Raw genomic sequence first — 23,989 nt, forward strand, 5'->3', positions numbered from 1 at the left:
GATGTACATCCATTTGTTCATAGTTAAAGGACATTCCTTTATAGTTTGTGTTTTTTATTTTCAATGATTCTCTTTAGAAAAAATTTCTTTTATATTAAGTGGATTATAGACGATAAGAAACATAGTCAGCGCAAAAGCAAATTCCCAGACTTCCCATTTTCTGGAATGATTAATCAGTAACAGAATAATTGCTGTAACAATGATAAAAAATAGGAGGTGAATGGGTCTGGCTATCGAAATTCCAAATTTGTCTATAAGCTTTTTTATTTTAGGGACCCTGTGCCATACTATAGGAAGAACAAGAAAATAAATCCCGAAACCGATAGACAGCATATTCGAAAACACCAATTTATTAAGCTTTACATGGCCTATCACCAAATTATGAAGATTGGTCTCCTGCTGTGCATTATTTAGCTTGAAAAAATCTGAAGATTGAATTTGGAAAATCCGTTGTCCCCATGAAATTTCTTCTCCTCCGCCGAAAAAAAAAGCCACAGTCATTAAAACAATACTTATTTTCCATGACAGCGTATAATATCCCTGATATTTGAAAAATTTTATCAACAGTATAAAACTGGTGAAAAACAGAAAAATAGAGGTGAGATCTTCGTAAAACCCATCTTCTTCTACAAGATGATCAAAGTATAAAGAATCTGTAAAAAATACATACACAGCGTAAGCAATTGCAATCAAGAGCAAGACGAGAATTACTTTTTCAAAAAAACTCAGCTGTTTTCTATTATCATTTACTTTTTCCCCAATAGAAGATTCTGTAGAACTCTTTTCAGTAATGCTATTTTTTTCCATAGGTTATTTGTTATTTTAATAATTGGCATCCTATAATTCATCCCACTGATCTAATAAATTGCCGTTCTGAAAGCAAAATTATACATGAATATCCTGTCGGTTATTGTTTGAATTTCCCTTTTTATGGTTTTAAGCTCTCCATATTGGGAATTAGCATTATCATCTATATAATTGTAATGCATAACAGGTGTTTCATGAAATTAATATGAAACATTCTAAGTTTTAATTTCTTATTTTTGCAGCTATGAATTTTATAAAAAATAATCTGGCCAACGCCTTAACCCTGGCTAATTTACTTGCAGGCTGTATAGGTGCAATACATCTTATTTTAGGAGATTATCAGACAACGGCAATTTGCCTTATCTTGTCTTCGATCTTCGATTTTTTTGACGGTTTTGTAGCCAGAGCTTTAAAATCAAATTCCAATCTCGGTCTTCAGCTTGATTCCCTTGCTGATATGGTAAGCTTTGGACTGATTCCCGGGCTTACGATGTATAAAGCACTGGAGCCTTTTGGAACCGAACTCTTCGGGCTTCATTTACCCTTTGAAATCAAATATATAGGATTACTGGTTACCCTTTTCTCCTGCTTACGGTTGGCGATCTTTAACCTTGACGAAGAACAGAAGTATTATTTCAAAGGATTGAACACGCCTACCAATACAGTGCTTTTATTCGGATTATATTATGCGTTTAAAGAAACCCACTCTTTCAGCTTTTTATTTGAAAATGAACTCTTTTTGGTTTTATTAACCATTGTTACATCATGGCTTTTAATCAGCCCGATTAAGATGATGGCCATGAAATTTAAATCCACACAACTAAAAGATAACTATCCAAAAATCGTATTATTAGCGGGAGGTATTGCTATTCTGGCCATATTCCGGATTGTAGGAATCCCAATACTTGTCATTTATTACATGTTGGTATCCCTTATTTTCCAGAGACAACTGAAATAAAAAATAAAGCCAGACGGCATCAATACATATTATCACTTATTCAAATTATCACTATCAACATGAATTTAAAACTCCATAAACCGCTTTGTATTTTTGATCTTGAAACAACAGGAACGAATATCGGAAAAGACAGAATTGTTGAAATCTGTATTCTCAAAGTAAACCCTGATGCTTCCAGAGAAAGCAAAACATGGCGTGTAAACCCGGGAATGCCTATTCCTAAAGAATCCAGTGAGATTCACGGAATTTATGACGAAGATGTAAAAGAGGCTCCTACTTTCAGAGAAATTGCCCCTAAAATAATGGAAATGCTTACCGGAAGTGACCTGGGAGGTTTTAATTCCAACAGATTTGATGTTCCTTTATTGGCTGAAGAACTTCTGAGGGTAGAAATTGATTTTGATCTCAGCAAATTCAGACTGGTGGATGCACAGACAATTTTCCATAAAAAAGAACCTAGAAACTTAGGTGCCGCCTACCAGTTTTACTGTGGGAAAACATTAGAAAATGCCCATTCTGCAGAGGCTGATGTAATGGCAACTTTTGAGGTACTTGATGCACAGATAGGAAAATATGATGATATTCCGAATGAAATAGCTCCTTTAAGTGAGTTTACTTTTCATAATAAAAATGCAGATCTTGCAGGTTTTATAGGATATAATGAAAAAAAGGAAGAAGTTTTCAACTTTGGAAAATATAAAGGCCAGGGAGTAAAAGCTATATTCCAAAAGGATCTTGGCTACTACGGATGGCTTCAGAATGCCGATTTTCCATTGTATACCAAGAAAGTTTTTACAAAGATTCAACTGACAGGAAAATTTTAAAAAATGGCTAACCTGATTCTTCTACGATTTCATGATAATGCCCTTGAAGCCAATAGGGATAAGCAGATATTGGCTGAAAATGGGATTAACAGCTTCATTGCCAATGAACAGCTCATCCAGTCGGACTGGCTGCTTTCTCAGGCTGTAGGAGGAATTCAGCTTCAGGTCTTTGAAAATGATTTGGAAAAGGCGAAACAGATTCTTCAGGATTATAAAGATAACGAAGAATATTCGCTGGAGGTAGACCATACTATTGAAAACCCGGAATTCAGTTTTGTCTGTCCGAAATGTGGTTCCAATCATATTTATCAGGATGAAAAACCCGGTGGTATTTTCGGGATCAGCTGGTTGATTATTGGAATTCCGATAAAAATCCCTAAAAACCAATACCATTGTTACTATTGTGGTAGTGAGTTTACCCATTAAAAATAAAAGTTATGAAAATAATCTGTATAGGAAGAAACTATAGCGAGCATGCGAAAGAATTAGGGAATGAAATCCCTGATAATCCTGTCATTTTTATGAAACCCGATACAGCGGTTTTAAAAGGGAATGATTTTTATATTCCTGAATTCTCAAATGATATCCACTACGAGCTTGAAGTAGTGGTAAAAATTTCAAAAGGAGGAAAATACATTCAGAAAGAAATTGCTCACAAGCACTATGAAGAAATTAGCTTAGGAATAGATTTTACGGCCAGAGACCTTCAGAGTGAACTGAAATCGAAGGGCCTTCCTTGGGAACTTGCCAAAGGATTTGATGGTTCTGCGGTGGTAGGGAATTTCTTTAAGAGAGAGAATTATACTCTTAATAAATTGTCATTTTCCCTTCTTAAAAACAAAGAGAAGGTTCAGGATGGTAATACCCGGGATATGATTTTCAGCATTGATGATATCATCGCCTTTGCCTCTCAATATTTTACTTTAAGAGTGGGCGACCTTATTTTTACAGGAACTCCAAAAGGGGTTGGAAAAGTAGAGGAAAACGATATTCTGGAAGCCTATCTTGAGGATGAAAAAATCCTTGATATCCGAATATTATAAGTTATTTAACATCAACTGTGGTAAATTTTTCTTATCTTTAGGTAACAAAATTAAAGGCTTATGATAAATATTGTATTACCCGTAGATTTTGGGGATAAGACAGAACAGCTGGTAGAAGGTGCCATCAAATTTGCCAAACAGCTTAATGGTAGAATTTATCTGATTCATGTAGCTCCATCTGATATCGGATTTGCGATCGGAGATATGGGATTTCAATATTTTCCGGAAGTGGAAGCGAATGAGATCAGAGAAGAACTTGTTCAGCTTAATAAAATTGAGCAGAGAATTATTGCCCATGATATTGATTGTGAACATCTTCTGAAACAAGGACTTGCTAAAGATATAATCATTGAATATGCAAAGGATAAAAATGCTGATTATATTGTTATGGGATCACATGGAAGAAGCGGCATTTATGACGTATTTGTAGGCAGCCTTACAAAAGGACTTACGAAAAATTCGCCTGTTCCGGTTTTAGTCCTTCCTATCCATGACTAAAGAAAATTAAATTTTAATCGTTAGTAATAAAAAAACCGATCAAATAATTTCATTTGATCGGTTTTTTACTATATAACCAATTAATTAACCTTCTTTTTTATAGATTTTTGGATCGTAGTAAGGATTCTTACCTTCCGTAGGAGAATAATAGTCTTTATCTTTATTACCGCCTAATGTAGCTACCAGCACATAACACCAATACGTAAACATCACACAGCAAACGATAAATAAAATCCAGTTTAAAACATTACCAAAGGTCTCAAAGAACCCAAAAGACCATTTGAAAACTTTGCTTAAGAATAGAAAGAAAGACGTCATTATTTTCCTTTTTTAAATTAACTTTGTACAAATTTATAAAAAATGTTTAAATTACTTTCAAAAGAAAGCAATATTTTTTCAATTCCTGTTTATATTGGTTTTCTTCTTTTAGTAGTAATAATATTTAACATACTGAATCTCAATACATATGAGGCTATTGTTGCAGGGATAACTTTTCTGGGAATTGCTTTGGGATATTTTTGTTTTCACAGTATTGCTCTTAATTATCAAACTCATTTGCCGTTATTTCTGTATACGGTTTTTATTTTTGGGCTCTATCCGGGAAATTTAGATATTGGAATTGCAGTTTCCCTGCTTACCAATTCTTTTCTTCTCCTTCTTCTGACGAGTGCGGATGAAGACATCAGAAAAAAGTCATATGTATTGGTGGGCGCTATTGTGGCATTGAATTTTATATTCCTTCCCACTACCTGGCCTATGGCTGTTTTTGTAATCATCCACGTGGTGGCTACATCTGCAAAAATAGGATTAAACCTTTTCAGGTTTCTGTTAGGAATGGTACTGATTGTATTCAGTTATTTTTCGGTGATGTATTTTGTTCAGTTTACTTCATGGAACATAGATTATTTTCCATTTGGAAGAATGAGACCTGTAACGGATTATACAGAGCTGTTACCATTGACCCCTATTGTTCTTATGCTCATTTATGCAGTATATGACCATTTTAAAAATTATAATAAGAAAAGCCCGATAAGCAGATATAAGTATACATTCTTACTGGTTTTTTCCGTTGCTCAGCTTGTAACAATTATTCTATATATGAATACAAATTATGAATATCTGTTGCTTTTAGCGTTCCCTTCAAGTATTATTCTGAGCAGAATGATGAGATTTTTACCAAAATATTGGATGCGGGAAGCTGGCTTATGGCTTATTATTATCAGTTTACTTGGCTTTAAAGCAGGTACAGTTTTTGATTTATTTTAAAAAATTATGATTCAGATAGACGATAAATTGATTTCCGAGGATATTTTTTCCGAAGAATTTGTTTGCAACCTTAGCAAGTGTAAGGGTGCATGTTGTGTGGAAGGAGATGTAGGAGCTCCGTTGGATAAAGACGAGCTTGAGATTTTAGACCGTATTTTTGATAAAGTAAAGCCCTATCTTACTCAGGAAGGAGTGAAAGCCCTTGAAGAACAGGGAACATGGACTACTGATCCACACGACGGAATGTATGTTACTCCCATGGTGGAGGACCGTGAATGTGCTTATGTAACTTTTGATGATAAAGGAATTACCAAATGTGGGATTGAAAAAGCCTATGAAGATGGTGCTGTAGACTGGCAGAAGCCTATCTCCTGTCACCTCTATCCTATCAGGATTACAGAATACTCTACCTTCACTGCTTTAAACTATCATGAATGGAATGTATGCAGTGATGCCTGCGCCCTTGGAAAAGAACTTCAGGTTCCTGTTTATAAATTCCTGAAAACACCATTGACCAGAAAATATGGTGAAGATTTTTATAATGTTCTAAGTGAAGCCGCTGAAGAATGGAAAAAAGAATATGGTTCTTAAATTATTTTTACAAAACAAAAGCCGGAATATCCGGCTTTTGTTTTGTAAAAATTCTTATTTGAAATCAGCGTCCGTTACTCCGGAATTGATCACCAATTTTGTTGTTTTGATATTCACTTTCTGGCCTCCTCCTTCAGCATCTACCTCAGCAGGGAATTGAATTCCGTCAACAGTCATATAGCTCTTTACGGTTACATTTCCTTCACCGGAAAGAGTCTTATACAAAAGTCCTGTAGTGGTATCAAAGTAAAATTTACCTTTGTCTGAAGACAGTACATTATAATTTTTACCATCCAAATTCTCCACGGTTACAGACTGGAAATTAGCAGCATCAAAAGCTAAGGCATCTACAGGCCTTCCTTTTTTTAAATCAGCAATCTTATCTGCAGGAATATCTGTTTTCTTTCCCATCTGATCAAAATACCCTTTCTCGCCATCGAAAAGCTGAACCATCTGCTGTCCCATTAAAGACTGAACAGATTTAAATTTATTCCCTAGCTTCTTAGTTGACATGGTAATTTCCATCCCCTGTACACTCAGTGTATTATCTGTAATAGTAGATTTTACAGCCTCTAATTTATCTTTACCACCCAATGCCTTAAAATAATTATCTATTACTTCTTTAGCAGTCAGTTTAGATGTTGTGGCTTCTGTTTTAACAGAAGCTGCCTCTTTCTTCTGAGCAGCAGCCGGAACTGAGAACAGCACAGCGCAGAAAAAAGGAATGATAATCTTTTTCATATATGTAATAATAAGTTTAGAGGGTAAATATATGAATATTGGCCGACATACGCCGAGAGCACCACTAAATAAAAAAACCGCCAGAAACTGACGGTTTTAAAATATTATATTGGATATAATTATTTTTTAAGTTCTTCTAAAAATTCGTCGTGAGAAATTTTAGTTTCTTTTTTTGTTGCTTTTTCAAGAATAACATCTTTCAATTTAGCCATAGCTACTTCAGAAGAGATCTGTCTTACTTGTTCCTGATCTTTTAGCATCTCAACAGCATATTTCTGGATTTCCTCATCCCCAAGGTGGTGGATTCCGTAGATCGCCAATTGATTTTTTACTAACTGCTCAGCTTGTGCCAATACATCAGCATAATCTAACTGAATTTCGTTTTCAGTCATCAATTTACCTTCGATGATCTGATATCTTAATTGGTTTTTCTCAGCTTCTAAGATTTCTTTGGCCTGCTGCTCAGACTGAATGTTTTGGTTAGAGAATAGTAACCATTTCACAAGGAACGTCTCAGGAAGTTTTACTTCTTCTTTTTCTGTTACCTGCTCCAATACTTTATTCACAAAGTGAACATCAGCATTCTGTTGGAAATACTCATCTAATTCAGTTTTTACTTTTTCTTTAAGTTCCTCCTCAGACTTGATTGTTCCTTCGCCGTATACTTTGTTGAATAAGTCTTCGTTAAGCTCAGCTAGGTTTAATGAATAGAAGTCTTTTACTTTTACTTCTACCTCATTGTGGTGTAAGTGCTCTACTTCTTCCTTGCTGAATCCTAATCCTTTAGCTAATTCTTCATCACCAGCAAGAGTTTCTTTAGAAACTTTTACAGACTCATCCATTTTCAAAGCTTTTACTAATTTGAAAGCTTCTTTGTTTTCAGCAGTCACTGTAACGTTCTTTGGGTGGTGGTGGTGCTCTCCTTCGGCATCTTCTTCCACAACCTGAGAAACCTCTAAAGCGATATAAGAATCTTTAGTGATTTTATCTTGAGGAACCTGCTCAGCAAAACGCTTCTGCATGTTTTCAATACTCTTGTTGATTTCTTTTTCAGAAGCTTCTACTTTGTAGTGAGGAGCTTCATATTTAGCTAAATCTATAGTAAACTCAGGCTCATACCCTACTTCAAAAGCAACCTCAATCTTATCAGCGTTGTAATCTAATTCATTAACGGGCTGAGGAACTGGCTGACCAACTAATCTTAATTTGTTTTCATTAACATAGCTGTTCAAAGCATCAGAAACTTGCTTGTTGATTTCTTCAAATGCAATCCCTGCTTCATATTGTTTTTTAACCATACTTAAAGGCACTTTCCCTTTTCTGAATCCAGGAACTTGCGCATTTTTAGCATAATTAATCAACTGCTTTTCTACTTTTTCTTTGTAGTCAGATTTCTCCAATGTTACAGTAAGCAATGAACTTACGTCATCATGGTTTTGTGCGGTAACCTTCATTATTGATTAAAATTTTAGGTTGCAAAAATATGAATTTTTTATGAGAATAACTCATTTCAAATAAATTCTTAGCCTTCAAATATTTATAAAGTAGAAAACCACTGAATGATCAGTGGTTTTACGAAATATGATATTTAAAATTTGTATTCTCTTAAGGTCTGTTTAGTTGATAATCCCATAAATAGCCTGAGCATCTGTTTCACCTCCGGTCTGCTGTCCGTATACCACTCCGTTGCCACTTACTGCAGAAGCTTCAGAAACCGTTTGGGGTTCATGATAAAGCGTTAAAATCAACTGGCTTTGTGCTGATGCGTTCTTAATGGCTTTAGTAACCACCCATTTTGTTTTCAAACCTACATGATTATGGTCTGCTCTTGTGGAGCTCGCATCATCAGTACGGGTAAGAGTCAAGTCAGAATTAGGAAAGTTGAATACTAAAAAGTGCTCATCTTTTGCATCTTTGATCTCCTGAGTAGAATCTTCATCTCCATTTTTAAACTGTACTTCCACTTCATATGTTTTCCCATCTACCAAACTTATCGGCTGTGCTCCACCTGCTCCAACACTATAATTATAAGTTGTTGTTGTTTGTGCTGCCACATCCTTAACCAGTAAAATAATATTGGTAAGATCTTCTTGCGGAAGGTCGTCCTCTTCTGATGCATTATCTCTCTGACAAGACATTACAGAGAAAGTAATGAATAAAACGGTTAATAATCTGGTGATATTTTTAGTATTGAATAAATTGTTCATTTTTTTGATTTAAGATTAAAATTTTTGTTTTTAAGATTGAATATTAGAAACGGTATCTAAAATTCAGAATGAAGTTTCTTCCTGCTTCGTCTGCAAAAAAGCGCATACGGTTAAGGTAATTTCTGTACGAAACATTAAAAATGTTGTTTACAATAAGCCCTGCAGAAAGATTTTTGCTAAGATTAATTCCTGTCCCTATATTCCAAAGGGAAAACCCTGCTGGCGGTGTACTTAGATCCACCGTTTTTTCAACCTCCACACCGTTTTCATAAATGGTAACTGAAGCATTGTGAACAGGAAATCTACTTTGCTTTAAAAAGGTCTGATTTTCAAGATTGAAATAAAAATTGTTCCAGTTCTCTTTTTTAAACTGTAATCCATTGGAGAAATTAGGAGGCATCATGAGAATCAGCGGTTCATTGTGGGTATCATCCTGCCCATACAGATAGCTTCCTTTACCTGTATAAGTAAGGTTATCTGTAAGCTTCCAGTTAATATCCAGGTCTACACCATACATTTTTGCATCAATCTGCTGGTATGACCACACCGGAAATACTCCCCTTATTGTATTCTGTACTCCCGTTGGTATTTCATTAATAAAGTTTCTGGTAATGAAAAAGTAAGGGTTTACAGAAACATTCAATCCTTTAAGTACATTGAATTTTACATCTGCAGTAAGGTTAAACTGATGTCCGTCTTCATTTTTCAATCCCATATCCCCTATTTCTATTACCGCTGCGGAATGGTGTAATCCATCAGAAAATAACTCTGCAATATTGGGTGTTCGCCCTACTTTTGCATAGTTAAATTTCAAATTAAAATAAGCATTCGGATGATATTCCAGGCCTGCATTAAATGATACATTCTGATAATTAATTTTTGGACGTGTCAGCACTCTGTTTTTATCCGTTTTAATGTAGAACTCATTATACGAATCAGCGTATCTGTTGTTCCAGTCACTTTTATCATACCATTTCGTTACATCATAACGGGTAAAATCATATCTTACGCCAGCCTCAGCATTCAATTCCGGTGAAATTTTATATTTAAAGACAGAATATATTCCCGCTGCATATTTGTCATAATTAGGAATCAGACGTCTTGCTTTGGTAGCCGGATCCGAATAATTATTCTGAAAACTTGCGTCAATTCCTGTTTCAAGAGACCATTTTTCTCTTTCCAATAAATCATTAAGGTTAAATTGGTGGGTCATCAAGGCAAGATCCAGAGAAGGAATGTCTTTAAGATCACCTCTTCTTACATCATATTCCTGTCTATGGTTATACTGAAAACTGTAAGTCGCAGAAACTTTTCCAATATTTTCAAACCTTTTGAAAGCAGAAACTTTTGCAATATGATGCTCTATAACCTGTCGCGGATTATCAATATCATAGCTAAAGTCACCTGTATAAACCGGAATTTTTAAGGTCATCGCATTATAGAAATCATTATTGTTTCCTACATGAGAGCCTCTGTAAATTCCTATATTCTGATTGGTAAGATAATAGTCAAAAGAAATTCCTTTGTCATATTCATTTTTCTGCACGGTAAAATTAAAGGATGAAAAATCCATTCCTGTATTCATCAGGTTATAATCAGGAGTATGCTGATCACCCAGCTTTCTAATACTTCCTCCTGATTTTACCGCCCAGCCGTTTTTCCATATTTTGGCAACATCTACATCCAGACCCAAGCCTCTTCCGTTTGAAATCCCTGAAAGATTCACTGATCCTTTTACGGTATCTTTTTTAGGGAAAATCTCAGGCTCCATTACGACAACACCACCTATGGCATCACTCCCGTACTTTAAAGCAGAAGCTCCTTTGATCACATCAATATGCTGAAAATTGTTGATATCTACATTGGGAGCATGCTCCACACCCCATTCCTGCTCAGCAAGCTTTACCCCATTATTGAGAATGGAAATACGGCTCCCATATAAACCATGGATAATAGGTTTTGCAATATTATTTCCCGTCTTTAAGGTGGCTACTCCCGATATTTTAGAAAGTAGATTCCCCAGGTTATCTGTGGCATTTCGTTCTATTTCTTTTTTATCAATAGTCTTCACAATTAAAGATCCGTTGGATTTATGATTTCCGTGTATGGTAACGGTTTCTATATCATTACTATGATGTTCCAGAGTGATAACCAGGTGAATATCCTGATCAACTTTTATATTTTCAGTATAATCATGACAATCAGGATGCTGTGCCGTAAGTGAATATTCTCCGGCAGGGATTTTATCAAAAGAAAATTTACCTTTCTTATCTGTTTTTACTGTAGAACCTCCCATTTTCACCACTGCATTTTCCAGCATTGTTTTATCATGAAAATCCTGAACGGTTCCTTGTACAGTGTACATTTTCTGTGCACTCGTAAATACTGATCCGCAAAAGATCAGTAACAGGCAATATATCAATTTCATTATAAATAGATTGATTGCGTACCCTTTAACAGGTACATTTTTCGTTAAAATTTGTTGAATGGGCTTATCCTATTTGTACATGTATAATGTAAAAAGTACAATGTATTAATGATGAAAGAAGGAGGGGATTAGAAATACAGGCTGGAAACCGATAATCGAAAAAATAATACAACTATCAATACGCAACTATTGTATAACACCTCAAACTTTGGGTATTAACCATTGAACTTTAAAGCACGAAACTTTAAACCCAATATGAATGTATTGATTATGAAATTGCTGGAGGTCCCCGAAGCTGAAATGTAAACTTGGTCTGTGACCAGATTTTCTCCTGAACGGCGATGATTTGTTTTACTTCATGAGTATAGTGCTCAAAAGTAAAACTGAATTCTTCAGGAGCTAAGGTGTGTCCGGTAACCAAAAAGTGGCAGGCCAGACAATCGCCAGCTTTCTCTTTAGTAATAGCTTTTGTAATCGTATTCTCGGTCTTTTTAAGGTTAAACCCTTTAAAATAATCCACAGAATCATGATGATGAAAGCTTTGAGAAAGCAGGGCGAGGAAATATACTCCAAACAATAGCTTGGAGATAAAACTCTTCAGATTTCTGCTTTCTTTTAAAATCATTCTTCAAAATTATGAAAATAATTTAACTCTGGGACTACCCTTTTATTAAATTACTTTTATGCTTACTGACAATAGGTAGAAATGAATGGTCCTATGTTACAAAAAAAAGCTTCATAAATTAAAATTATGAAGCTTCTATATTTTCGTTTAGTTAACCTGAGTTCCCAGATACTCCCATTCTTGCAACGCGGAATCTAATTCTTCTTTAGTTTTATTGTATTTCTCCAACGTTTCATCAGAAGGATTTTCTTTGGCAAAAGAAGCTTCCATTTCTTCTACCTTAATTTCAAGTTCGGAAATTTTTTCTTCTACCTTTTTAATTTTATTCTGTATATTTTTCTGTTCCTTGCTTACAATCGTTGACTGATTGCCTGCTACAGGTTTTGCCTCCGCTTTCTTCGCCTCTGCTTTTGGCTCTTCATTGTGAAGCTTAGCTTTTTCTGCAGAAATCTCTCTGATGGTTTCTTTTTGTCTGTATTCCAGATATTCATTGATATCACCAAGGAATTCTTTCATTTTTCCATCACGGAATTCATAGATTTTATCACAAAGCCCCTGAAGGAATTCTCTATCGTGAGAGATGACAATTAGTGTTCCTTCAAAATTCTGTAAGGCCAGCTTTATAATCTCCTTAGACTGGATATCCAAGTGGTTGGTAGGTTCATCCATAATCAACGTATTGAAAGGACGAAGTAATAGTTTACAAAGTGCCAGACGGTTTCTCTCTCCTCCGGAAAGTACTTTTGTTTTTTTAGAAACGGCCTCTCCCTGAAACAGGAAAGATCCTAATAAATCTCTTACTCTAGGCCTTGTTTCTTCCGTAGCAGCATCTTCTGCTTCTTCCAATACTGTTTTATTGGGTGTTAAAACCTCTTCCTGATTTTGAGCAAAATAACCGATGTTTACATTATGTCCAAGATTCCAGGAACCTGAATAGTCTTTAATATCTCCGGCCAGAATTTTAGCTAAAGTAGTTTTCCCTTGTCCGTTCTGTCCTAGAAGTGCAATTCTGTCTCCTCTCTGAACGATGAAATCTACATCATCAAAAATTTGTTTTTTTCCGTACGCTTTTCCTAAATGCTCTGCTTCAAAAATAACTTTTCCGGGAACCATAGACTGTACGAAACGGATATTGAATTTTGAAACGTCTTCATTATCAACTTCGATACGCTCAATTTTATCTAACTTTTTAATAAGGGACTGAGCAAAAGAGGCCTTAGTAGCACTGGCTCTGAACTTATTAATATTGTCTTCCATCTGCTTGATTTCCGCATCCTGATTCTTTTTAGCCTGAATCAGTTTCTCACGGCGGTCTTCACGCATGATCAGATATTTTGTATAATTGGCTTTGTAATCGTCTACTTTTCTGTTGTTGATATCAAAAGTTCGGTTACAAACAGCCGTCATGAACTGCTTATCGTGACTTACCAGAACGATTGCTCCCGGATAGTCTTTCAGGAAGTTTTCCAGCCAGATGATGGATTCCATATCCAGGTGGTTAGTAGGCTCATCGAGAAGCATAATGTCATTCTTTTGAAGAAGCAATTTTGCCAGTTCTATTCTCATTCTCCATCCTCCTGAAAATTCATCGGTGATCTTTTGGAAATCATCCGCTTTAAAACCTAAACCAAACAGTACCTTTTCCATATCCCCTTCAAGATTGTAGGCATCATGGTTCATTAAAAGGTCATTCAGCTCGGTCATTTTATTAATCAGATCTGTGTAAGAATCGCTTTCATAGTCGGTTCTTGTTGCCATCTGGTGATTTACCTCTTCAAGCTCATTTTTCCAGGCATTGATTTGCTCAAAAGCCTGCATGGTTTCGTTCCAAACGGTTCTTCCTTTTACAAAATCAAGATCCTGTTTCAGGAAACCTATTGTTGCGCTTCCTTCAGCTACAACATCTCCTTCGAAGAAGTTAATTTCTCCTGAAAGCATTTTCAATAAAGTGGATTTCCCTGCTCCATTTTTACCGACTAAACCAATTTTATCGTCTTTTTTAATCGTGAAATTTACATTTTGAAACAAATAATTTCCCGAATGATGTAATCCTAAACCTTGAACCGAAAGCATTTTTTAAAGTAATAATTAATAATGAATAATGAATTTTCGAGGGCAAAAATACGGAAAAAGAAATGAAATAGTCCAGAAATAAAAAAACTGCCCTTTTCGGACAGTTTTTAATCCAGATTCAAAACTTACTTTATCGTTTTAAAACATAGATTTCTGCATTTACATCTGAAACTTCCAGGACTTGTAACGTTTCAAAAGTTCTATCCCGGAGTAAGCGGCGGTGTTTTCTGTCCCGCTTCTACCATGGCAATCATTTCTTCAAGACTTTCTGCAGCCTCTTTATACTTTACCTGTCTGATCCCGTGGTGAGACCCTATTTCATTTTGCAATTCGTTCAAAGTAGTCGCCTCGGACATTGTAATCGGTTTGCTGCCGTTTTTAATACTGATCTCGTAATTACAAGTGTCTAAAAGTTTATTTGCTTTTTTAAGCCATGCTGAAACTGTCATAATATGTTGTTTTTTGGGGTTAAAAAATATTGGACTAAATATGCTGAAGGTTTATAGGGCTAAGCCCATTTGATGGTATATAGTTCTGCTATATTTTTAGGTCTTGTTTCCAAACCATCGGCCTCAACATCTGTTTTTGAAGTACTTTTTATATCAATAATACTCATAGGAGCCGGCCCGTTTCCAGGAGGAATCACTGCTGTTGTAGAAAACCTTAAGCCATGATCATGTTTTTTAAAAATATCATTTTCAAAAGTACTGACATGGTCTCCTGTAATGGTTCCTGTTCCGGGCGCTTTTCTTTCTGTAGCATTCATGTCTACTGTAGCCTGATTATTCCATGCCCGGCTGAAATATCCGCGCATATCCAATAACAAAGAAAATCCGTTGGGTCCTTTTCCGAACCTATAATTAAGTATTGAATTTAATCTTGTGTAATTGACATCCAGTTCAACAGGAGCATTACATAATGAAAATTCTCCTTCTGGGGCAAATTCCGTAGCGATATACTGTCTGCGTTCTCCTATCACGCCCCGAATGATACAGGGAAGGTTTTTAAGAGCAAGCAAGCCTAAATTGGTACAGCATCGTGAAATTCTTATTTCGGCATTTGGAATTTTTGATAAAACACTAAGGATAAGCTTTGTTGCTGAAGGATTGATTAGATGTTGCAGATTTAATTCGTGATCTCCTGTTTGGGATACGGTAACCGAACTGGAATCTATGCCATCTGATAATTGTACCGTTACTTCTCCGCTCACTTTTAAATTTAAAATAACCTGAGCAGAAACGGTTTCTCCCGGCAGCATCTGTTTCCATCTTGGAAATTCATGAAGAGCCTGGCTGAAAGACATTTCATCGGAAGTCTGACTTTTTAGAATAACCAACTGATTAGCATTTGAATCAAAAGAAATTTTTCCGTTGGCTCCGCTATCACTATATAGCCATCCATCAGGAATACCATAAATGATGGCCCCATTCCTTGATATCTGATTGCTGAAATACCGGAAATCATCATTATACACTAAATTATTTTGTCCTAATGCGTATAGATAATCTTCTGTTGTGTAATTTATTTTTTCCATGACTATTTATTTTTTTTGAGGAAGTTTTCCCATTTTGAATACATTAGTAGCTGAATCAAAATACACATCTGTATCCTCCTGAAAATCAATAGTGAGATATTTATTCATTGTAATATTTTTCGTTTTACTATCAGAATAAACTAGATCAGAAGGTACTAAAAGAGAGGAAGAAATGGCCATATTGGAGGAGATTCCACTTGCCGTGAAGAGCCACAGCTCGTCACTATAGTCAAAATAAATAATAGTATTTACAGAAGCAGAATCTGCATTGCAAACTCCAAAAGTCCCGTTTATTTTCTGGGAAATACCAGGAAATAAAATAGAACCTGAAGTGTTATCTATTCCCAACATTTCTGCAGGGCAATCGTCAGGAACACCATAAAAACCTATATTGGAGACTGAGTACCTTTTCCCGTACTGTGCATCTGTTGACACATTTTCTTTATAAACGGACATCGTTTGAGGCTCAATCCTGCTTGCCAATGCTTTCCAGCAATCTGAGAAAGTACATGGATTGTTATTAATAAAAGGAGCGAAAGCAAGACATATATACTTCAAATCTGCTGTCCCGGGATAAGACCTTATGATACCTACCATCTGATTGGTATTGGTCAAATAATTTATTCCGTTTTTATCGAAATATATGTTTAATCTAATATCCATAATAAAATCCCGAAGGAACCAGATCCTTCGGGAAGATTTATTTTTTTTAGAAAATATTTAGAAGCTGCGTCAATGATTCTCCTGAAGATACAGGATTCACAGGTGCTCCTCCAGGTACACTTTCAATACCGTAAGTTCCTGCGATCATCTGCAGATCATATTGTATATTCTGAGCACTAAATATAAAATTACATCCGGGTGCTGTAGCATTACCGGTAACAGATCCTGAAGTCATATTAGTTTGCGCTGCAAATAAAACTACTTTTTCGTTAGGCTCCATACTCACAGAACCCTGCGGTGTACATGTAAATGCACAGAAAGGCTGAAATACGCCATTTACCTTCGCAGCAAGTCCTATCGTGATATTCGATGTTCCTGCTCCTCTGTCATTTTTCACAGTAATTACTCCTGCCGGAGCTCCTGAAGTAGTAGAAAAAGAACCATCCTGGTGGAAAGTTACAGCAGTTCCCAAAGGAATTTCGCTGGACAGTGCCTGCATCTGGATGGTTGTATTGGTACCAATATTGGACTTATTGTAAATATATACTTTGTACCTTGGCTCGTAATCAATTTCTACTTCGCCAAACATCTCCTGATAGCCTATAGCAAACCAGGCCGGTACTCCTGTAGAAACCTGATTAGGTCCTGAAGCACCTTTATATCCCATTAATTTGTAATTATTTTCTTGTAGATACTGTAAAATTGTTTTTTGCTCATTTGATGTAAAATCGAAATCAATTGAGAATACAGTAGTGGCTGCTTTTTGAACGAGTGTCTTTTCCATTGGTTTAATTTTTGATGTTCTTACTCTTTTTGATATTGGGCTTTTCAGAATACGCCCTTTGTTCATATTTTTATTTTGAAGCTTCGTTAAATGAACAATTCAAAGTAACGAGAATTAAAAACCAAAAACTACAGTATAAAATACCAAATTCAAGATTCAGTAATTATACCCAATTGATAATAAGTATTTTATAAATAAAAGAGAACATCCAAAGAATGTTCCCTAACCTAAATTTAAAACTGAAAAGTATTGAGATTAATTGTTAAATTCATTCAACCTGATTATTGCTGGAGCTTTTACAACTGAACGAATCCAGATATCGTTATTAGGAACATTGGTCCCGTACAGAAAGTCGGCTACGAAGCTGTCTTCGGGAAGATGAAGTTCAATAGAAAGTCTTTTCTTGCTTTCTTTATCTACCAAGGTACTGCTGGAGACATTCAAACCATTGTTGATCAGTTCCGTATTAATTTCAGATTCTGACCTATTCAGCAACGCATTGCTGTATAATCCAAAATTAGCCGAAATATGGATATAGTCTGCCAGCTCATTATAATTATAAGCCGGCTTTATATCAGTGGAGGTAAATTTCACATGTTCTGTAAGCTGTGTATAAAAATTATTGAGGAAAGGATGTTTCCCGGAATCTGTTTCAAAATATAATGCTGCAAGATCAGCATCGAAAACCACCGCATTTTTATTGGTCTCTTCCAGCATAAGTCTTCCGTATATTTTTGAGAGATGGTTATATACTTTATCCCGGCAGACAAAAGCCTGAGAAAACTGGCCTTCTTTCTCCACCTGATAACCGGAAAATAAGTGTTCCCAAATCCGGTTTCCTCCGGCATCAGTTTTTGCGTTTCTTATATCTGAAACATAATCATTCAGGTCAGTATCATTTACAAAATCTGTAGAGATATAGACCGACTGGGGGCCTTCCAGATATCCGCCGCCCACATCTGCATGAGCTCCCGGAACAAATATTTCTTTCCATACGGAATTCCAGTCTTCATATTTTTTGTTCTGTATGGTTTTAGAGTCTTCAAAAAAGCCGGTAAGCGGAAAAAAGAACCGGCATTCATTAATTGCACAAAGGTGAAGCGCTTGCTCTATTGTATTGGAAAGGCTTAAGTCATAGGTATTAAAAGGTTTGGATTCTACCGTATCAAAAGCACCTAAAAACTTAATTTTAATGTGCATTGATGAATAGTGAGACAAAAGCCGGTTACAGAAAGTCCGGGCCAGCATTCCTCCTCTCCCGAATCCGTATAGGTAGAAATGGTACTCTTTATTTTCATCCCTGATTATTTCCTGCACAAAAGCATCTGCTTTCTGAATTTTATCGTCGGAAGAATATCCGTTACCGTAAGGTGGGTTTGCACAGGTGGCCATAGCAAAGTTATTGTCTTCACCTCCTATTACCGTTCCTATTCCTTCAATATATATTTTTTGATTCCCACGAAATAGGTTGTATAGTTTGTAAATATTGGTAAAAGCACCATAGTAGCTTTCATTATTCTTTAGTGGCTTATCCGGTGAAAAAGCGTTTACTCCATTATTTCCAGTACCATCAAAGAAGATTCCAACAGAAATTATGTTGCTGTCCTCCATTCTTTTTAATCATTTATGTTACAGATTGATCTGCATTGTACATTCAAATTTCATCCAAAGGTCTCTGGCCTGGATATTTTCAAAGTAACAGAAGAAAGGAATGCTAAACTAGCGTGAAAAGTACCAAATAAAAAATTCCGTATTTCTACGGAATGAGGCTATAATTTGTCAAGCGAATAAATATTGTTTATAATGGCGTAAATCACTATGCCCACTGTATTTTTAGCTCCAATTTTCTCCAGGATCCGCTGTCTGTGACTCTCTACCGTTCTTGGGCTGATGAAGAGCTTTTCTCCGATTTCATTATTTGTAAATTCCTGACAAATAAGTTTTACAACGTCTTTTTCTCTTTCAGACAGCTCATCTTCTGTTTCAAAAAGCGAGTTTTTCTTTGCCGAGCTGTTCATATAAGTGAATAACATCTGATGGTCTTCAGCGGTAAAGAACACTCCATTTTTATTGACCATGGTAATGGCTTCAATAAATATTTTTTTATTGGAGTTTTTGGGAAGAAATGCAGAAACTCCCAACTTCACCATGTACCCCAGAATAGAGGTCTTATAGTGGGAGGAAAGAATGATAATTTTAAGGTCAGGATATTTTTCTTTAAGAATCTCTACCAGTTCAAAACCATTCATCGGTTTCATCTGAACATCTACCAGGGCAATATCAGGAAATTCATTTTCAGAAATATTTTCCAATTGCTCAATAAAATCGGGGCCATTATCTGCGGTAAGGCATACCGATATATTTTTTTCATTGGACAGCAGCATCTTTACTCCTTCCAGGATCAGCTGTTCATCATCTATCAGGGCTATCTTGATTTGGGAACTCATTATGTTTGGGAATTTTAATAATTATACGGCTTCCTTTATTTAAGAAAGTACTTTTCCATTTATAAGTGGCATTCATTGACTTGATTCTGGATTCGATATTCTTAATACCCATTCCTTTTTTCACCTGATCGTAATCGAAACCCTGGCCGTTATCTGAAATCACAACTGCCATATGATGAGGGTAATCTTTAATATAGATCCAAATATCCGTAGCATCAGAATGTTTGATTACATTGGTTGTAAATTCCTGAATAATTCTGTACAACTGTACTTCCACAAAAAGATCTTTCTTTTTGTATCCGGGCATTACCTGCAGGGAAAGATTGATTTTATGGGAAAGATTGGCAATCAGTTCTTCCACATACAGCACCAGTCCTACAGATTCCAGGTTAACAGGATATAATGAATGCGAAATACTTCTGGCTGCATCAATCAGGGCAGACATCTGACTGTAGATATTTTTTTTAATAATTTCATCCCCTTTGGTGTCGAGATTGTTCAGCCATAAAGAAAGAATGTTAAGTCTGTTTCCTATATCATCATGAATGGTTACCGCTATTCTTTTTCTTTCTTCTTCCTGAACCTTAATATTTTCCAGTGCCAGCTTTTTCTGATGAAGGACTTCTGCTTCATGCTGTACATTTTTTTCTTTTATAATCCTGCTGATAAAAGACCTGTAGGCAAGCAAAATAAAAGCTACTATAACTGTTATGGTAACAATTATAAGGATTAACAGGTTAATATTTAGGCTTACTTCTTTAATTTGATGAAGGTATATAAAAATGAACAGTACAAAATCCCGGACAGGATATTGTTGGCACTAAAAATAATATAATAATCGTCCTCAGACAGGTTAGCGATCTGATGCTGCACGATAAAAATAAATACCGAAACCGAGTAATAGAAAAAAATACTGGCATCTGTTAAAAGAAAACGGTTTTGTGCAGAAGTATCTTTAATTTCCCGAATCAATGTAAATCCAGAAAGACAGATGATCATAATATTAGAAACTACTTTAGCTATATCTGCATTGACAGGGTAATTAAACCCATATTTTGAAATCATAAATCCGGCAGCCACTACTGCAACGAGAGCCAGGAAATTCCTGGGTAGCTCCAGCTTCCTGATAAATAACACCGACAATAAAAAAAACTCCCCGGCTATATAAAGAGGATAAAGAAATGACGTATCGTTGAGATTAAAAACATAAGGCAGGACAAGATTCAGCAGCTCAATAAAGAAAAGAAAAGCAATACAGTGAAAATAGTGCTTTTCTTTATTATGTAATATGCGGTATTTTTCTGCTCCCAGCAATATCACTGATAGAAGAAGACCATAGTTCAGGAATAAAATCGCCTTATAAAAATCCGCCATTCCTCAGTTATAATTATAGTGCATCCGGTATACGGCAAATTGGCGGGCAAGGTTTTGCCCAATCGTATGTATTGGCTTCAGTTATTGCACTGCTTCCTGTATTACTGCTTTCCAGATTTTCAAGAAAAGAAATAAAAACAAGCGTTACTAACATTCTTCCATAAATATCACTGTATCTTAATCCGAATGAGCATACTATTCTGGTTAAATTTTTATCTGAAAGGCATAAATCTTCTGTAGGAACATAAAACTTAGTAAAGATTCTCGTTCCCTTGTATGCTGTACATTCCTGATAAAACCAATCCATTCCTTCATTTCTCCATCTTTCAATAGCTTCTATGGCCTTATCCTGCTCAAGGACCGGTTTACTGGAAATCGGGAAAGACATATCTGCATTCTTATCAATATTCTGAAGGTCTTTAGAAAGAAGAGCATTTTTAACAACCGTATACTGCTGTATTTCCTGCAGTTTTAAATCATATGCCAGCGGGCAAAGAAGGCTGCATGGATATTCTTCCATACTTCTTCTCAATCCGTTTTCATCCATAGGATATAAAATAATGATCAGATTTTTATTGTAAACACCTACCCCAGCACAGAATTCCGGATATTCACTATTTCCTCTCATCCAATCCAGATGCCCTTTGTTTATTTCGAAAATATAATTGGCGGGAATTAATTTCTTCAGCTCAGGAAAATTGGAAAGAAGTAAACTCCACTGGTCCATAGCTGTTTTGCATTCCTCTTTAGAGAGCATGAAGTCTTCGCTGTTTAATGTTGTCATAATCATAGTTTTTAAGTTGTATAAAAATATACAAACTACACATGCTATGCAAGTAAGAATTTTAATTAATAATTTCTCACTGTAATATGATAACAACGCTGTTGCTTCTCTTTGATGTAATAAATTCTACCAGCATTAGCATAATACTTTAAAACTTTCTCTAGTGCCAGTTCCATTTTTGGATTGTATTTGAGTACATTATTGAATCTTATGTAGGAGATATCAAAAGAATTTCCATAATTGTGGGAACTTATCCCCAGTGAAGCATTAGAATTAACTCTTCTTAACCTGTTTTGATCTTCAAGTGTCCGGGTAATGGAGGAAACGGTGAATGTTCCACCCTTTGTATCTTTGCTAAACTTTGTACCCATTTTTTCTAATGTCGCCTTTGCTTTAGATACCATCCAGGGTCTGCTGTAATCAAGCTTCTGAACATGATATCCTTTCCCGGATTTTTTTATTTTATGGAACTTTCCGTTATTAACGTATTTCTGTACTGTTTTAGAATCTTTCAGCAGCTGTATTTTAAAGCTTTTGGAAGCATCAATATGAGGCTTATAAAGAGCAGTGGGTTCGATATTCATAACCTTGATCCCTTTAAATTCACGCATTGCACTTTTGGCCACCTGCGCATAATGCAGATTATAAATAAAAGGTACAAAGACCACACAAAGAAACTTTTTCATTAACTCCTCTTTTTAAATTTACTGAATGAAAGATAAAATGTTTATGTTATATCATTCATTCCAATGATAGTACTATATAAATAAATCCCAAACAAACTTCAAACCAAATTATTGAATTTATAATTTTTGTTCTCTTATTTTTGAAATATTTTTTCAGTTTTAACTTTTTACTTTAAGATATAAATTTTACATTTGAGATACATTTTAAAAATAAACAATATGATAAAAAAACTTTTTGCTGAATTTTTCGGCACATTTTGGCTTGTTTTCGGTGGTTGTGGAAGCGCAGTTTTTGCCGCCGGAGTTCCCGATATTGGTATAGGACTTTTAGGGGTGGCTTTAGCCTTTGGTCTTACTGTTCTTACAATGGCTTATGCGGTAGGTCATATTTCCGGAGGGCATTTCAACCCTGCAGTTTCTTTCGGACTTTTAGCAGGAGGAAGATTTTCTGCCAAGGATCTGATCCCTTATATCGTAGCACAGTGTTTAGGAGCACTTGTAGCAGCCGGATGTTTATATACCATCCTTAACGGTGCCGGAGCGGTAGATTTTTCAAAACCGGGTGATTTTGCCACCAATTTCTATGGCGAGGCAGTGTACAACGGAAAGGCATTCAGTATGGGCGCAGCATTCCTTGCTGAATTTTTATTAACAGCCTTTTTCCTTATCATCATCATGGGAGCAACGGATAAATGGGCAAACGGTAAATTTGCAGGTCTTGCCATTGGTCTTGCGCTTACGCTGATCCATTTAATCTCTATTCCAATCACCAATACGTCAGTAAACCCTGCAAGATCTCTTTCGCAGGCAGTTTTCACAGGTGGTCTCGCTATGTCACAGCTTTGGCTGTTCTGGGTAGCACCTATCCTTGGAGGAATTGTAGGTGGATTAATCTACAAATTCTTACTTCAGAGAGATACTGCAGAAATAGCAGATTAATGAGGTTCTCAATTCATAACAAAATAGAAAAACCTGCCGGCTGGCAGGTTTTTCTATTTTATCTTTTTAATATCAAAAGGGTTTTTAAAAATAAGTTCTTCATGTTTTCCTTTGATTTCCATTTTACGCTGAAGAAGATTGAGTGCCATTTTCCTGATAAAAAGATCTTTATCATTCAAGCTCCAGTAAGAATCTTCATGAAGCTTTTTAGGAGGCCGGATTGGATAAAATTCTGTTTCCCATGTATCTGCATTATGATAAAATTCAATAATTCCGCAGTGTTCGGGAATAAGATGGGTATCTACCATTCCCATAGGCAGCAGGAAACTGAAAGTATTGCAGATATAATCTCCACAGGAAATTTTATCATGCTTCAGAAACTTTTCACCGGTTTCTTTATTGATATATGATTTTTTGAAATCATTTTTAAAGTCACTTTTAGAAAGTTTGATTTCAATTTCATGGCTACACCCTTCTGCATCAACAATCAGAATATCTGCTTCCCAATCTGCCTGAAAATAATTAGTCAGAACAAGCTCTTTTTCAAAATCACAGTGAGAGTGAATATAGGCATGTACAAGTTCTTCTATTTTGATCATGGTTTTTAAAAGTATGATGTATAATGTATTGACGTGAACAGACTGAGAGAGTAGAGAGACTAGAGATAGGAGACTTAGAGGTTAGAAACTTTAGGCTGTTGAGAAATGTATAATCTTA

At 35.7% G+C, this 23,989-nt stretch carries 27 protein-coding genes; 8 read left to right on the plus strand and 19 right to left on the minus strand.

Features of this window, described 5'->3' with window-relative positions:
* Positions 1 to 60: 60 nt before the first annotated feature.
* Positions 61 to 807 (minus strand): hypothetical protein, encoded by a 747-nt coding sequence (locus MP478_RS15475; protein ID WP_257200928.1) that lies wholly within the window; start codon positions 805 to 807, stop codon positions 61 to 63.
* A gap of 244 nt (positions 808 to 1,051) precedes the next feature.
* Here MP478_RS15475 and MP478_RS15480 point away from each other — a divergent pair, with 244 nt between their 5' ends.
* The 5 genes from MP478_RS15480 to MP478_RS15500 are packed head-to-tail and all read left to right on the plus strand — an operon-like array spanning position 1,052 to position 4,130.
* Positions 1,052 to 1,765 (plus strand): phosphatidylcholine/phosphatidylserine synthase, encoded by a 714-nt coding sequence (locus tag MP478_RS15480; protein WP_230040631.1) that lies wholly within the window; start codon positions 1,052 to 1,054, stop codon positions 1,763 to 1,765.
* A gap of 59 nt (positions 1,766 to 1,824) precedes the next feature.
* Entirely contained in the window at positions 1,825 to 2,589 is a 765-nt protein-coding gene (locus MP478_RS15485; protein ID WP_230040633.1) for a 3'-5' exonuclease, read from the plus strand.
* Positions 2,590 to 2,592: 3 nt separating this feature from the next.
* Positions 2,593 to 3,015, plus strand: coding sequence for a DUF2007 domain-containing protein (locus tag MP478_RS15490; protein ID WP_230040635.1), 423 nt, complete (start codon positions 2,593 to 2,595; stop codon positions 3,013 to 3,015).
* An 11-nt stretch (positions 3,016 to 3,026) separates the two neighbouring features.
* The gene (locus MP478_RS15495; protein ID WP_230040636.1) at positions 3,027 to 3,632 is read left to right on the plus strand and encodes a fumarylacetoacetate hydrolase family protein; all 606 of its coding nucleotides are present in this window, start codon (positions 3,027 to 3,029) and stop codon (positions 3,630 to 3,632) included.
* 60 nt (positions 3,633 to 3,692) lie between these two features.
* A complete protein-coding gene (locus MP478_RS15500) occupies positions 3,693 to 4,130 on the plus strand; it encodes a universal stress protein (protein ID WP_230040638.1) in 438 nt (145 codons plus the stop codon).
* An 84-nt stretch (positions 4,131 to 4,214) separates the two neighbouring features.
* On the opposite strand, the gene MP478_RS15505 is transcribed toward MP478_RS15500, so the two are convergent.
* Positions 4,215 to 4,448 carry a hypothetical protein gene (locus MP478_RS15505; RefSeq protein ID WP_230040640.1) on the minus strand — a complete coding sequence of 78 codons (234 nt, stop codon included), beginning with the start codon at positions 4,446 to 4,448 and terminating at the stop codon, positions 4,215 to 4,217.
* A 42-nt stretch (positions 4,449 to 4,490) separates the two neighbouring features.
* Here MP478_RS15505 and MP478_RS15510 point away from each other — a divergent pair, with 42 nt between their 5' ends.
* On the plus strand, positions 4,491 to 5,396 hold the full coding sequence (locus MP478_RS15510; protein ID WP_257190827.1) for a DUF6427 family protein: 906 nt from the start codon (positions 4,491 to 4,493) through the stop codon (positions 5,394 to 5,396).
* 6 nt (positions 5,397 to 5,402) lie between these two features.
* A complete protein-coding gene (locus tag MP478_RS15515; protein ID WP_257190828.1) occupies positions 5,403 to 5,987 on the plus strand; it encodes a DUF3109 family protein in 585 nt (194 codons plus the stop codon).
* A 54-nt stretch (positions 5,988 to 6,041) separates the two neighbouring features.
* Here the strand turns inward: MP478_RS15515 and MP478_RS15520 are convergent, their stop codons facing one another.
* The 16 genes from MP478_RS15520 to MP478_RS15595 form a co-directional block, all read right to left on the minus strand.
* Positions 6,042 to 6,728: a hypothetical protein gene (locus tag MP478_RS15520; RefSeq protein ID WP_257200929.1), complete on the minus strand. Its 687-nt coding sequence runs from the start codon at positions 6,726 to 6,728 to the stop codon at positions 6,042 to 6,044.
* A gap of 119 nt (positions 6,729 to 6,847) precedes the next feature.
* Positions 6,848 to 8,182 carry a trigger factor gene (locus MP478_RS15525; RefSeq protein WP_230040653.1) on the minus strand — a complete coding sequence of 445 codons (1,335 nt, stop codon included), beginning with the start codon at positions 8,180 to 8,182 and terminating at the stop codon, positions 6,848 to 6,850.
* Positions 8,183 to 8,344: 162 nt separating this feature from the next.
* Positions 8,345 to 8,935, minus strand: coding sequence for a hypothetical protein (locus MP478_RS15530; RefSeq protein ID WP_257200930.1), 591 nt, complete (start codon positions 8,933 to 8,935; stop codon positions 8,345 to 8,347).
* Between the two features lie 43 nt (positions 8,936 to 8,978).
* Positions 8,979 to 11,363: a TonB-dependent receptor gene (locus MP478_RS15535; protein WP_257200931.1), complete on the minus strand. Its 2,385-nt coding sequence runs from the start codon at positions 11,361 to 11,363 to the stop codon at positions 8,979 to 8,981.
* Positions 11,364 to 11,631: 268 nt separating this feature from the next.
* Positions 11,632 to 11,988 carry a hypothetical protein gene (locus MP478_RS15540; RefSeq protein ID WP_257190832.1) on the minus strand — a complete coding sequence of 119 codons (357 nt, stop codon included), beginning with the start codon at positions 11,986 to 11,988 and terminating at the stop codon, positions 11,632 to 11,634.
* 147 nt (positions 11,989 to 12,135) lie between these two features.
* Complete coding sequence (locus tag MP478_RS15545) at positions 12,136 to 14,061, minus strand: ABC-F family ATP-binding cassette domain-containing protein (RefSeq protein WP_230040659.1); 1,926 nt, start codon at positions 14,059 to 14,061, stop codon at positions 12,136 to 12,138.
* 200 nt (positions 14,062 to 14,261) lie between these two features.
* Complete coding sequence (locus MP478_RS15550; protein WP_230040661.1) at positions 14,262 to 14,510, minus strand: hypothetical protein; 249 nt, start codon at positions 14,508 to 14,510, stop codon at positions 14,262 to 14,264.
* A 59-nt stretch (positions 14,511 to 14,569) separates the two neighbouring features.
* The gene (locus MP478_RS15555) at positions 14,570 to 15,595 is read right to left on the minus strand and encodes a hypothetical protein (RefSeq protein ID WP_257200932.1); all 1,026 of its coding nucleotides are present in this window, start codon (positions 15,593 to 15,595) and stop codon (positions 14,570 to 14,572) included.
* A 6-nt stretch (positions 15,596 to 15,601) separates the two neighbouring features.
* Positions 15,602 to 16,258: a hypothetical protein gene (locus tag MP478_RS15560; protein ID WP_257200933.1), complete on the minus strand. Its 657-nt coding sequence runs from the start codon at positions 16,256 to 16,258 to the stop codon at positions 15,602 to 15,604.
* A gap of 46 nt (positions 16,259 to 16,304) precedes the next feature.
* Complete coding sequence (locus tag MP478_RS15565) at positions 16,305 to 17,042, minus strand: hypothetical protein (RefSeq protein ID WP_230040666.1); 738 nt, start codon at positions 17,040 to 17,042, stop codon at positions 16,305 to 16,307.
* A 255-nt stretch (positions 17,043 to 17,297) separates the two neighbouring features.
* A complete protein-coding gene (locus tag MP478_RS15570) occupies positions 17,298 to 18,653 on the minus strand; it encodes a DUF2235 domain-containing protein (protein ID WP_257200934.1) in 1,356 nt (451 codons plus the stop codon).
* Between the two features lie 158 nt (positions 18,654 to 18,811).
* A complete protein-coding gene (locus tag MP478_RS15575) occupies positions 18,812 to 19,489 on the minus strand; it encodes a response regulator (RefSeq protein ID WP_257190834.1) in 678 nt (225 codons plus the stop codon).
* Complete coding sequence (locus tag MP478_RS15580) at positions 19,455 to 20,177, minus strand: sensor histidine kinase (RefSeq protein ID WP_230040672.1); 723 nt, start codon at positions 20,175 to 20,177, stop codon at positions 19,455 to 19,457. The genes MP478_RS15575 and MP478_RS15580 overlap by 35 nt, the downstream gene beginning before the upstream one ends.
* A gap of 62 nt (positions 20,178 to 20,239) precedes the next feature.
* Complete coding sequence (locus MP478_RS15585; protein ID WP_257200935.1) at positions 20,240 to 20,863, minus strand: hypothetical protein; 624 nt, start codon at positions 20,861 to 20,863, stop codon at positions 20,240 to 20,242.
* A 13-nt stretch (positions 20,864 to 20,876) separates the two neighbouring features.
* Entirely contained in the window at positions 20,877 to 21,647 is a 771-nt protein-coding gene (locus tag MP478_RS15590) for a hypothetical protein (RefSeq protein WP_257190837.1), read from the minus strand.
* 65 nt (positions 21,648 to 21,712) lie between these two features.
* Positions 21,713 to 22,333: a DUF5715 family protein gene (locus MP478_RS15595; protein WP_230040678.1), complete on the minus strand. Its 621-nt coding sequence runs from the start codon at positions 22,331 to 22,333 to the stop codon at positions 21,713 to 21,715.
* A 222-nt stretch (positions 22,334 to 22,555) separates the two neighbouring features.
* On the opposite strand from MP478_RS15595, the gene aqpZ reads away from it, so the two are divergent.
* Positions 22,556 to 23,272, plus strand: a complete 717-nt coding sequence (aqpZ, locus tag MP478_RS15600; protein ID WP_230040842.1) for an aquaporin Z — start codon at positions 22,556 to 22,558, stop codon at positions 23,270 to 23,272.
* 53 nt (positions 23,273 to 23,325) lie between these two features.
* Here aqpZ and MP478_RS15605 read toward each other — a convergent pair whose 3' ends face one another.
* Entirely contained in the window at positions 23,326 to 23,871 is a 546-nt protein-coding gene (locus tag MP478_RS15605; protein WP_230040680.1) for a hypothetical protein, read from the minus strand.
* Positions 23,872 to 23,989 lie beyond the last annotated feature (118 nt).

Origin of the sequence: Chryseobacterium sp. WG14, assembly GCF_024586945.1 — a bacterium.
Taxonomy (GTDB): Bacteria; Bacteroidota; Bacteroidia; order Flavobacteriales; family Weeksellaceae; genus Chryseobacterium.